This window comes from Pedobacter aquatilis, assembly GCF_032678425.1.
Lineage (GTDB): Bacteria > Bacteroidota > Bacteroidia > Sphingobacteriales > Sphingobacteriaceae > Pedobacter > Pedobacter aquatilis_B.
The window spans coordinates 69,216-81,050 of sequence record NZ_JAVTSG010000002.1 but is presented as its reverse complement, the minus strand read 5'-3'; the positions used below and the strand labels follow the sequence as shown (position 1 = coordinate 81,050).

The 11,835-nt window shown below is 36.5% G+C and carries 9 protein-coding genes; 7 read left to right on the top strand and 2 right to left on the bottom strand.

What is annotated here, in order from left to right:
* Positions 1-79 precede the first annotated feature (79 nt).
* From R2Q16_RS06335 to R2Q16_RS06320, 4 genes are all read left to right on the top strand, one after another.
* Complete coding sequence (locus tag R2Q16_RS06335) at positions 80-1,087, top strand: bifunctional riboflavin kinase/FAD synthetase (protein ID WP_316735875.1); 1,008 nt, start codon at positions 80-82, stop codon at positions 1,085-1,087.
* Between the two features lie 55 nt (positions 1,088-1,142).
* Entirely contained in the window at positions 1,143-1,502 is a 360-nt protein-coding gene (locus tag R2Q16_RS06330; RefSeq protein WP_316735873.1) for a hypothetical protein, read from the top strand.
* Positions 1,503-1,595: 93 nt separating this feature from the next.
* Positions 1,596-3,812 (top strand): cation:proton antiporter, encoded by a 2,217-nt coding sequence (locus R2Q16_RS06325; RefSeq protein ID WP_316735871.1) that lies wholly within the window; start codon positions 1,596-1,598, stop codon positions 3,810-3,812.
* 139 nt (positions 3,813-3,951) lie between these two features.
* Positions 3,952-4,986, top strand: coding sequence for a DUF2157 domain-containing protein (locus tag R2Q16_RS06320; RefSeq protein WP_316735869.1), 1,035 nt, complete (start codon positions 3,952-3,954; stop codon positions 4,984-4,986).
* A 619-nt stretch (positions 4,987-5,605) separates the two neighbouring features.
* Here R2Q16_RS06320 and R2Q16_RS06315 read toward each other — a convergent pair.
* On the bottom strand, positions 5,606-6,259 hold the full coding sequence (locus tag R2Q16_RS06315; RefSeq protein WP_316735868.1) for a LysE family transporter: 654 nt from the start codon (positions 6,257-6,259) through the stop codon (positions 5,606-5,608).
* Positions 6,260-6,275: 16 nt separating this feature from the next.
* On the bottom strand, positions 6,276-9,080 hold the full coding sequence (uvrA, locus tag R2Q16_RS06310) for an excinuclease ABC subunit UvrA (RefSeq protein ID WP_316735867.1): 2,805 nt from the start codon (positions 9,078-9,080) through the stop codon (positions 6,276-6,278).
* A gap of 261 nt (positions 9,081-9,341) precedes the next feature.
* Here uvrA and R2Q16_RS06305 point away from each other — a divergent pair, with 261 nt between their 5' ends.
* The 3 genes from R2Q16_RS06305 to R2Q16_RS06295 all read left to right on the top strand — a co-directional run bounded on the left by R2Q16_RS06305 (position 9,342) and on the right by R2Q16_RS06295 (position 11,683).
* Complete coding sequence (locus R2Q16_RS06305; protein ID WP_316735866.1) at positions 9,342-9,926, top strand: RNA polymerase sigma factor; 585 nt, start codon at positions 9,342-9,344, stop codon at positions 9,924-9,926.
* 87 nt (positions 9,927-10,013) lie between these two features.
* Positions 10,014-10,208 carry a hypothetical protein gene (locus tag R2Q16_RS06300; protein WP_316735864.1) on the top strand — a complete coding sequence of 65 codons (195 nt, stop codon included), beginning with the start codon at positions 10,014-10,016 and terminating at the stop codon, positions 10,206-10,208.
* A 284-nt stretch (positions 10,209-10,492) separates the two neighbouring features.
* On the top strand, positions 10,493-11,683 hold the full coding sequence (locus tag R2Q16_RS06295) for an MFS transporter (RefSeq protein ID WP_316735862.1): 1,191 nt from the start codon (positions 10,493-10,495) through the stop codon (positions 11,681-11,683).
* Positions 11,684-11,835: the final 152 nt, after the last annotated feature.

Below are 11,835 nucleotides of genomic sequence, written 5' to 3'. Positions count from 1 at the left end.
ATGCTAAATTCCCGATGAAAAATCGGGAGATACCGCTTCCATCCCTCACGCAAAAACCCAAACCATAAAAATATCATCATTGAAAATATATAATAACCTTTCCGAATTTTCTAAACTAGATAATGCCATCGTTACCATTGGTACTTTTGATGGTGTTCATTTCGGGCATCAAAAAATAATCAAACAACTTGTTGCAAAAGCCAAAGCAGATGGAGGTGAAAGTGTAATCCTTACATTTTTCCCTCACCCAAGAATGATTATCGATCCCGAAAATCAGGACTTGAAAATGATTAACACCATAAATGAAAAGGCCGAAATTTTAAAAAGCCTGGGTGTAGATCATTTAATCATCACACCATTTACCCGCGATTTTTCTAATCAAATTCCTGAAGATTATATCCAAAATACCTTAGTAAATAATATTGGTACAAAACACATCATCATTGGTTACGATCATCGTTTCGGAAAAGATAGAGCAGGAAATTTAGATGACTTAAAAGCTGCAGGTTTGCATTTTGGTTTTACTGTTGAAGAAATTGCCGAACAAGACATCCATGATGTTGCAGTAAGTTCTACTAAAATCCGTCAGGCACTTTTAGCAGGCGATGTAAGTTTAGCTGCCGATTATTTGGGTTACCCTTTTTCGATTTACGGAAGGGTGATTAAGGGCGATAAAATTGGCAGGACGATTGGTTTTCCAACTGCAAATATTTTTGTTGAAGAAACCTACAAGCTTATTCCAGGTGATGGCATTTATGCCGTTACTATTGAAATGAGTTTAGAAAGTGAAAAGTTAGAAGTGAAAAGTGAAGAGTTTAAAGTTCAAAGTTCAAAGGAGCACCCTAAACTTTCAACTTTCAAAGGTATGGCTTACATTGGCCAACGCCCAACCATAAACGGCATGACCAGAAATATTGAGGTGAACATATTTGATTTTAACCGAGAAATTTATGGCCAGGATATTAAAATGAATTTCTTAAAATTCCTTCGCCATGATGTAAAGTTTACAGGCTTAGAGGCCCTAACGGTACAGCTTCAAAAAGACAAAGAAGCAACACTGGAGTTTTTCAGCTCAATATCAAAATAGATTTTTTCAAGCTTTTCCACCATAAAAAAGCCTCATTTTCGCTATATTAGCGGCAATGAGGCTTTTTCATATCTTTCTGTTCTCTTTAATTTTTGTTTCATTTGCAGGCTTTGCTTCGCAAAAAAAAGTAGCAATCAATAAAATTGAATCCAACACAAAGCTGTATTTTTTTACTACTAAGAAAAATATCGGGCTTGATGATAATTTAAAAAGCGAAAATGAACATCTGCAAAAAGATTTTATTTCATCAGCTACATCATTTAAAATTCATCCATCAATATTTATAATATTTCTATTTTCTGCATTTGCAGTTTTAATATTCAAAGCATTAAATACTAAAGTTTTTTTGAATAAATTAGATAATCATTATCGGTGTTTATTCAAAATACTCTATCCAAAACATGTTTTTTGGTAAGTAAATTTCATTCTATAATAAGCGGGTAAAACAATTTCATTCATTGATTTAGCCGAATTTAAAATTTTTAATTTTTAAGCATTTTAAAATAAAATGATTCATTTACCAGATTTAATTGCCGATTTAGGATTAATACTTGCCGCTGCAGGGATAATAACTTTACTATTTAAAAAAATTAAGCAACCCCTTGTATTAGGCTACATATTAGCAGGCTTGATGGTTGGTCCACATTTCAAATTTTTACCAACTGTAACCGACCACAAAAGCATAACCATTTGGGCCGAAATTGGTGTAATCTTCCTGCTTTTTAGTTTAGGTTTAGAATTCAGTTTCAAAAAACTAGTTAAAGTTGGTGGTTCGTCATCCGTAACCGCGATTGTTGAGGTTATTTTTATGCTCCTCATTGGCTACGCAGCTGGCTCATTGATGGGTTGGAGCACAATGGATAGTATCTTCCTCGGTGGTATTTTATCGGTATCCTCAACAACAATTATCATAAGGGCTTTTGAAGAACTAGGCGTTAAACATAAAAAGTTTGCAGGCTTGGTATTTGGCGTATTGATTGTGGAAGATTTGGTAGCCATTTTATTGTTAGTGCTACTTTCAACATTGGCGGTAAGTCAGCAATTTGCAGGTTCAGAAATGCTGGTATCCATTCTAAAACTTGCGTTTTTCTTAGTTCTATGGTTTTTAGCGGGGATTTTCTTAATTCCAACATTTTTAAAAGCCACAAGAAAACTTATGAACGATGAAACCATGCTCATCGTTTCTTTAGCGCTATGCCTGGTGATGGTTTTACTTGCAGTTAAAGTTGGCTTCTCACCTGCTCTTGGCGCATTTATTATGGGTTCAATTTTAGCAGAAACTACGCAGGCAGAAAAAATAGAGCATTTAACAAAATCTGTTAAAGATTTATTTGCTGCCGTATTCTTCGTTTCTGTTGGTATGCTAATCGACCCTAAAGTTCTGGTTGATTATGCTTTCCCAATTGTAGTGGTAACATTGGCTACTGTACTTGGAAAATTAATCAGTTCATCTCTTGGCGCTTTATTATCGGGTCAGCCGCTGAAAACTTCTGTTCAAGCCGGAATGAGTTTAGCCCAAATTGGCGAATTTTCTTTCATTATCGCAACATTGGGTTTAACACTAAAAGTTACCAGCGAATTCCTTTACCCAATCGCAGTAGCGGCATCAGCCATTACAACCTTTACAACACCATATTTAATTAAATCTTCAGAAAGCTTTTACAACTTCTTAAACCGGGTTTTACCAAAAAAATGGTTGGATGGTATTGAAAGATATAGCTCGAGTACCGCAGGCATTACCACCCTAAGCGATTGGAAAATCCTACTTCGTTCATACATCTCCAATACAATTATTCATTCGGTAATTATCATTGCAGTTATCTTTCTTACTGCGAGATATTTACAACCGTTTATGGTTAAGAATATTACTAACGGATTAACTTCTATTATAATTAGTGTAGCACTTTCGTTTATCTTAATGTCGCCTTTTTTATGGGCATTATCTATCCGCAGGATTCAAAAAACGGCTTATTCTCACCTCTGGTTAAATAAAAAGTATACTCGCGGACCTTTAATTGCCATTGAGTTTTTCAGGGTGGCACTAGGAATTTTCTTTGTTGGATTTTTAATGTATGAGTTTTTCGATACCTGGATTGCTGCCCTGATTGCACTAGGATTAATTGTACTCGGAATGATAATCTTCTCCAGAAAGCTTCAATCATTTTATGATAAACTGGAACGACGATTTATAAAAAACTTAAATGCCAGAGAGCATCAAAAACCAGATATTTTACCCTGGGATACCCACTTAACGGAGCTTAAAGTTTCACCAGAATCGGAAGTGGTTGGCAAAACACTTACCGAATTGATGATTAGAGAAAAATTCGGTGTAAACATTGCTATGATTGAACGTGGAAGAAATACAATTCCAACGCCTGGACGCGATGAACGGCTTTACCCGAATGATAAATTACTACTTATTGGTGCCGACGACCAACTAGCCATGGTAAAGGCTATTTTAGAAGTTAACACACCAGAAATAGAAGAAGAAAATAGTTTCCCTGATAAGGAAATGACTTTGCAAAAGGTTGTGGTCAATACCGAATCGCCCGTTTATGGTTTAAGCATCCGCAACGCCGGAATCAGAGAAAAGGCACAAGCGCTTATTGTGGGCATTGAACGTGGTGCAGAAAGAATTCTTAATCCTTCATCTGATTTCATTTTTGATAATGGCGATGTGATTTGGATTGTTGGAAATAACAAGAAGATTAAGGAGGTGATTTAAATCCTCTTCGTCATTGCGAGGCACGAAGCAATCTATAACAATGTAGATTGCTTCGTGCCTCGCAATGACGATACTTTTCTTAAATAACCGGTCTTCCGACTACCATCTAAAAAACATATCTTCGTCTACAACCTAACCTATGAGAGTCGATAGAGAAAAAAGTGAGTTTTTAGATGACATGATTGACCAATGGGAAACTGATGGTTTAATTAATCAAGAAACCGGACAAAAGCTTAGAAAAAGCTACGATACCAAAGATTTCGACTGGTTACGCTTAGCGCAATACGCCTTTTGGATTGCACTTGCTTGCGGTTTTATTGCGCTTGGTTCCTTGCTCATCGATAACTCTATCTTAAACTATCTAAAAAGAGTTTACAATACACCAAACATTGTTATTGCAATTGTTTCGGGTGGTATAGCGGCATGGCTATACATCTTTGGATTTAGAAGAAAAAAGAACCTGCCCAATTTAAAATTTAGCAATGAGGCGATTGTATTTTCAGCAATACTTTTAACCGCAAATGCCATTGCCTATTTCGGAAAAGCCTTGGATAATGGCTCTGGTAATTTCTCCATTCTGATTTTAATATCGGTGTTTATTTATGGTGCTTTGGGCTACATTTTTAAATCCAGACTAATTTGGATTTTTGCATTAATCTCTCTTGGCGCTTGGTTTGGTACCGAAACGGGATATTTAAGTCGCTGGAATTATTATTTTCTTGGCATGAATTACCCTTTAAGGTTTGTAATCTTCGGTGCAATTTTAACCGCTGCTTCTTTCCTGATGAAAGTTAACTCCAAAACCCAACATTTTTTTCAGGTTACTTATATCGCCGGAATGGTTTACCTATTTGTTTCACTTTGGGCACTTTCTGTTTTTGGCAATTTTGCCAGCTTGGAAGAATGGTATAAGATCAGGCAATTAAGTTTATTTTATTGGGCCTTAATTTCTGCTGCTGTTTGTTTGGCAAGTACATTGTATGGCTTAAAATATAGAGATGATATTGCCCGCGAGTTTGGAATTACCTTTCTGTTTATAAACCTTTACACCCGCTATTTTGAATATTTTTGGGATAGTTGGCATAAAGCGCTTTTCTTCTCTGTCCTTGCCGCTTCGTTCTGGTTAATTGGAAGAAAGGCAGAAAAGATTTGGAATGTAGAATTTTTGAAATAGTTAGCGAACAGATATTCTGAAACACTTTCAGAATGACGAAGGTACTATACATCTCATCTTTGCGAAACACGAAGTAATAAATTATTTGGAGCGCAAAAGCAGTAGCCATTTGGTTGCGGCAGTCCCGCCAACACTACAATCTTTTGGCTAAATTCACAACGTATCTTCCCAAAGGTGCTTTATAGACTTCCAAAGTTTGGTGAGCCAAAAGGATTTCCGTTATGTCGGGGCTATTTAAATTAAAACGGGAACCATTTTGAGAGGTTTTTTTAATGCACAGTCCATTGTACCTAAACCCGACATAAACGAACATGAGCGCAGCGATTAAAGTGTTTGGCGGGAGTGTAGGCCGCCATCATAATCTGAGCATTCATTTCCAAATGATCAATTTTGAATCGCAAGAGATTCTGAAACAAGTTCAAAATGACGAAGGTACTATACATCTCGTCATTGCGAGGTACGAAGCAATCTCTTGTAAAATTTAAGGCTATCGCTTTAAGATTGCTTCGTAACTCGCAATGACGACAAATCCCCTATTCGTTACCGTTTGGCTTTACCCAACGGATTAAATAAAGAGATTCTGAAACAAGTTCAGAATAACGACTGATCAAGACAAATCCTAAAATATAATAATTGCTTGCTTTACGATTAAGTAGGTTGCCAGAACATACAAAAATATCGCTATCGATTTATTAATGATTAGGCTGCTTAGTGCAAATTTCTCTTGAATAAATGTTGCAAAATGCGCATATAGATACAAAGCGAGCGCCGAACCGACACCAGAACCAAGACTAAAAATCACGAGTGATAAATAATCGGTTTCAATCCATTCGTGTAAGATGACATAATTGCCAAAGAATAACCAGAACGGAATTTGAACGGGATTTAAAACCCCCAGAATTAAACCATATAATACACTTCCGCTACGTTTATCTTCTTTTTTATTGCTGGTTTTAGGCGCTTTTTTACGGTTAATCCATGTAATTGTTCCCATGGTGATAAACATGAGAATCATAAAACAATCTACCAAGGTTCCGAGCCTTACTTCGCTAACCGCTTCATTTGGATTAATGTCGCTCATGGCCCAACGGGCAAAACGCATCATCCCGAAAGTAAAGAAAACCTCCACAACCGAGAACGATAAAATGAAATACCAAACCTGGCGCATGCCTTTGTTAATGGCCAATTGCGCAACGGTTAAGTTAATATTACCGGGCGGAATATAGCCCATTGCATTTAGAAGGATGCCAATTAAAAACGTTAGAAAAAGCATTGCCGAAAGTATAAATTTATTTTAAATGGTCAGCTAAATATTTTCCGGTGTAAGAGTTTTTCTCTTTCACTAAATCTTCCGGAACGCCTTCAAAAACAAGCTGTCCGCCACCATCACCACCTTCAGGGCCAATATCAATTACCCAATCGGCGCATTTAATCATATCCATATTGTGTTCAATAACCAAAATGGTATTGCCTTGCTCAATTAAAGTATTTAAAGCCTTTAATAATTTCTTTATATCGTGGAAATGCAAACCTGTTGTTGGCTCATCAAAGATGAACAGGGTTTTATTTGCATTATTGCCTTTTATCAAAAACGAAGCAAGTTTAATACGCTGTGCTTCACCACCGGATAAAGTATTTGAAGATTGACCTAAATGAACATAGCCCAAGCCTACATCAACCAATGGATTAAGTTTATTCAGAATTTTTTGTTCATCCTTGAAGAAATCTACGGCCTCGTCGATGGTCATATCCAGAATATCAGATACATTTTTCTCTTTGTAAGTGATGTCTAAAACCTGTTGCTTAAAACGCTTTCCACCGCAAGCTTCGCAAGGCAGATAAATATCAGCCATAAACTGCATTTCAATTTTCACTTCTCCTTCACCCTGGCAAACATCACATCGGCCGCCTTCAACATTAAACGAGAATGCTGCCGGTTTTAAACCTGCGGCTTTGGCTGCTGCTTGCGAAGAAAATAAAGCCCTAATATCATCCCAGGCTTTTACATAAGTAACAGGATTTGAACGGCTAGAACGACCAATCGGATTTTGGTCGACCATTTCTACGGCACTTACCAAATCGTAATTACCAAAAATACCATCGTAAGCGCCGGTTTGTTCACCGGCATAATTACCAATGGCTTTTTGTAAGGCAGGATAAAGAATTTTCTTTACTAAACTTGTTTTCCCTGAACCAGAAACACCACTTACCGCTGTAAATACCCCTAATGGAAACTTTACATCAATATTTTTTAGATTATTTTCTCTTGCACCTTTAATTAAAACATGGTCCTTCCATTTTCTGCGTTTTTCCGGAATGGCAATTTTATCAGCGCCCGACAAATACCTTCCAGTTAAACTGTTTTTATCTTTTAAGATGGCTTCATAATCGCCGCTAAAAACCAAATTACCACCATGCGTACCCGCTTCCGGACCGATATCAATAATATAATCTGCAGCACGCATCATTTCTTCTTCATGCTCTACAACCAAAACGGTATTGCCAACATTGCGCAAAGAGATTAAAACTTCTATTAGCTTATTTGTATCGCGAGGATGCAAACCAATGCTTGGTTCATCCAAAACATAAATAGAGCCAACCAAACTGCTACCCAATGAAGTAGCCAGATTAATACGCTGCGATTCTCCACCCGAAAGTGTGTTGGATAAACGGTTTAAAGTTAAATAACCTAAGCCTACATTATTAAGGTAAAGAAAACGATTGTTAATCTCTGCTAATAATCGTTTCGCAATTTTCGCATCATTAACGCTTAATTTTAAATCACCAAAAAAAGTTAGTGCTTTAGCCAAAGGCATTAACACCACATCAATAATGGATTTTTCGGCAATTTTAACATACGATGCATCCTTACGTAAACGGGAACCTTTACAATCCGGACAAACCGTTTTTCCGCGGTAGCGGGATAACATTACCCGGTATTGAATTTTGTAGGTTTGTTCTTCAAGCTCTTTGAAAAAAGCATTTAAGCCCTCAAAGTATTTATTGCCTGTCCATAATAGAGATTGCTCTTTTTCGGTAAGCTGGTTAAAAGCACGATGAATCGGGAAATCGAATTTACTGGAAGCTTTAATAAAATTCTGCAACCAAATACCCATTTTTTCCCCTCTCCAGGGTGCAATGGCATTATCATAAACACTTTTGCTTTTATCTGGAATAACTAAATCTTCATCAATACCGATTACATTCCCATAACCTTCGCAACGTTTACAAGCACCATAAGGATTATTAAAAGAGAAGAAATTTGGTGTTGGTTCTTCGAAACGCATCCCATCCAATTCAAATCTATCGCTAAAATGTTTTGTTTTGCCAAGCACTTCAACATAAGCATCTCCCTTACCCTCAAAAAATGCAGTTTGAACAGAATCGGCCAAACGACTTAAAGTTTCTTCTTCCTGGTTGGTGACCACTCTATCAATAAGAATCTGTACTGTTTTGTCGTCACTTAATTCAGCATCCTTAAAATCGGCATCGTCTAAAACCGATTCAATTTTTTCAATTTTATTATTAATTAAAACACGTAAAAATCCCTTTTGCAATAAAATTGCAAGCTCTTCTTTTATGGTTCTATTATTATGCGGATAAAGCGGACAAAAAATTGTAACTGTTGTATCATCAGCTAGCGAACCAACATAATCTACCACAGAACTTACCGAATCCTTTTTAACCACTTTGCCAGAAATTGGCGAAATGGTTTTTCCAATACGGGAGAAAAGTAATTTTAAATAATCGTAAATTTCTGTTGATGTACCCACCGTAGAGCGTGGATTTGAGGTTATTACCTTTTGCTCGATGGCAATTGCCGGTGCAATACCTTTTATATAATCTACATCAGGTTTATTCATCCGCCCCATGAACTGGCGAGCATATGATGATAAACTTTCTACGTACCTGCGCTGACCTTCGGCATAAAGCGTATCAAAAGCAAGCGAAGATTTCCCCGAACCTGACATGCCCGTTACCACCACCAACTTATTTTTTGGAATGGCAACATCTATGTTTTTAAGGTTGTGCACTCGTGCACCTTTTATGATAATATTTTTGTGCGGATCTTTTTCGGCTTCTTTTTTGCTCATGTATTTATTATAGAATATATAATGAAACCCCGATTAACTAATTTGGGTTTTAAGAAGATACAAAAATAGGGTACTGGAACGGTTAATTTATTTTTTAACATTTAATTTTTTGTTTTTTGATAAAAAAATGCCGTCCTTTGAGTATTAACAATCTCATAACCAAACTAACACATTCAAAAAACATAGGAGACAAGCTATAGAAATTAAACTTCTACAAATTAATTTTTAGCAAATAGTAAGGGATTTAGTGTAGGTAAACCTATGAATTTACAATCATACAATGATCAGGACCTGGTAAAGTTATATGTTGCCGGGAACGAGAATGGATTGCAGGAACTTTTACGTAGACATAAAAGCAAAATTTATACATCTATCTACTTGTTGGTGAAAGACCAATATTTGGCAGAAGATATTTTTCAAGATGCTTTTATCAAAGTAATTAACACATTGCGATCTGGAAGGTATAACGAGGAAGGCAAGTTCTTACCTTGGGTAATGCGTATTGCGCATAACTTAGTTATCGATTATTTCAGAAAGGAAAAACGAACACCGATTATTACAAGTTCGGATGGAATGGATGTATTTAATATGCTGCATTTTTATGATGAAAGTGCAGAAGAAAAAATGCTCCGCGACCAAACGCACAAAGATTTGAAAGCGATGATTCATTTATTGCCTGATGAGCAGAAAGAGGTACTATTAATGCGCCATTATGCAGATTTAAGCTTCAAAGAAATTGCCGATTTAACTGATGTAAGTATCAACACAGCATTAGGTCGTATGCGTTACGCATTGAGCAATTTGCGCAAGATGCTGAAGACGAAAGAAATGATACCTAAAGGGTAATAAAAAAGTTACATAAAATGTTTTAGGGATTGAAATAAAGCTACTGAAGTATCGTTTACTTAATTAAACAATAACTTATAGTTGCTTATGACAAAAACCTCTACATCATTAAAAAGTGTAAACTTACCAACCCAAAACATGTTTCATTACAATACTGATTGTGAATCTGATGCGGAAATTGACTTATTTTATGATCAAATCAAAAGTAAGTTAGATGGACTGCTTCAAAATCCTTCTGATGATAGCATCAACAGGATTTTAGCTTACAGCAAGAAAAAGTAATTTACACAGCAAAAGCTTCCTTAAATTTAAGGAAGCTTTTTTATTTTAAATTATATCGTAACCCTTCCCCTTCCTCCATCTCACATCATCTGTTCCATATCTCAAACCCATCCACTCTCCATTATACATCTTCCCTTCCCTATTCTCCATTCTCTCTTTAACCCTATTTCATTTCCCATCTCACATCTACAATTTTACATTGCTCCTCCTCCATTATATTTTACATTTCCTTAACTCAAAAAGTCTTACCTTTACATAGTGTAATTTTAACACTAAGACTTGCTATGAATAAGAATTTAATTCCATTAACGTTGGGCGGTTTAGGCATTGGCATTACAGAATTTGTAATGATGGGCCTTTTGCCTGATATTGCTAAAGATTTAAAGGTTACCATTCCACAGGCTGGTCATTTAATTTCTGCTTATGCGCTTGGTGTGGTAATTGGTGCGCCGCTATTAATTATGATCGCGGGTAAATATCCACCAAAAAAAATATTAATCGCCTTAATGGTAATGTTTACAGCCTTTAATGCATTTTCTGCATTTGCTCCTACTTTCGATACTTTATTTATTGCCAGATTATTATCAGGTTTGCCACACGGTGCATTCTTTGGTGTTGGTTCTGTTGTAGCAAGCAGAATTGCGAAAGAAGGTAAAGCTGCCCAGGCCGTTTCCTTAATGTTTATGGGTTTAACCATAGCCAATATTATTGGTGTTCCGCTGGGTACATTTATTGGTCATAACTTTTCATGGCGTATATCTTTTGCCGTAGTGGTATTTGTAGGTTTAGTTACATTATTAAGTTTGAAGGTTTGGTTACCAGCATTAGAAGCCACCAAAAACCGTGATTTAAAAGCCGAACTTAGCTTTTTCAAGAAAAAAGAAGCCTGGATAATTATTTTTATGATATCGATTGGTACAGGCGGACTGTTTACCTGGTATAGTTATATAGCCCCTCTAATGACGGAGGTTGCAGGCTTTTCATCTAATGCAGTTACTTACATATTAATGTTGGCTGGTTTAGGCATGATGGCCGGAAACTATTTAGGCGGTGTATTGGCAGATAAATATTCACCCGCAAAAGCTTCGGCTGTGTTGCTTATTACAATGGTTGTTACCTTAACAATTGTACATTTTGTATCCGCTAACCAAGTGATGGCACTCGTAATGACATTTATTACCGGAGCCGTTTCATTTTCACTTGCTGCGCCTATTCAAATGCTCATGATACAATCTGCTAAAGGTTCGGAAATGCTTGCTGCATCGGCTAGTCAGGCGAGTTTTAATATTGGGAATGCATTAGGTGCATTTTTTGGTGGCTTGCCATTAGTTTATGGCTTTGATTATACTTCTCCCGCTTACGTAGGCGCTGCAATGGCTCTAATAGGTGCTTTTTTTGCTTTTTGGTTAATTAAAAGCAATCAAAATCAGGAAGTTGATGTAAATGAAAAAGTTGCGGTTACCTCTTTCCATTAATTAGAAAGGCTGCGTTAGCACTACTAAAAATTATCAGTCCGGCTATACACTTTACTCCGTTGCACTCCGTGCTCGTTTCTATCCGGTTTATTAACAAAGTTATCTGCAATAAACAAACCTACCTTTGCAATCTGCATAAGTTAAGGGATATT

Excerpts from the sequence above, each read along its gene's own strand:
- R2Q16_RS06330 (WP_316735873.1), top strand. The coding sequence starts at position 1,143 with ATGAGGCTTTTTCATATCTTTCTGTTCTCTTTAATTTTTGTTTCATTT.
- R2Q16_RS06320 (WP_316735869.1), top strand. The coding sequence starts at position 3,952 with ATGAGAGTCGATAGAGAAAAAAGTGAGTTTTTAGATGACATGATTGAC.
- R2Q16_RS06295 (WP_316735862.1), top strand. The coding sequence starts at position 10,493 with ATGAATAAGAATTTAATTCCATTAACGTTGGGCGGTTTAGGCATTGGC.
- R2Q16_RS06305 (WP_316735866.1), top strand. The coding sequence starts at position 9,342 with ATGAATTTACAATCATACAATGATCAGGACCTGGTAAAGTTATATGTT.
- R2Q16_RS06325 (WP_316735871.1), top strand. The coding sequence starts at position 1,596 with ATGATTCATTTACCAGATTTAATTGCCGATTTAGGATTAATACTTGCC.
- R2Q16_RS06300 (WP_316735864.1), top strand. The coding sequence starts at position 10,014 with ATGACAAAAACCTCTACATCATTAAAAAGTGTAAACTTACCAACCCAA.
- R2Q16_RS06315 (WP_316735868.1), bottom strand. The coding sequence starts at position 6,259 with ATGCTTTTTCTAACGTTTTTAATTGGCATCCTTCTAAATGCAATGGGC.
- uvrA (WP_316735867.1), bottom strand. The coding sequence starts at position 9,080 with ATGAGCAAAAAAGAAGCCGAAAAAGATCCGCACAAAAATATTATCATA.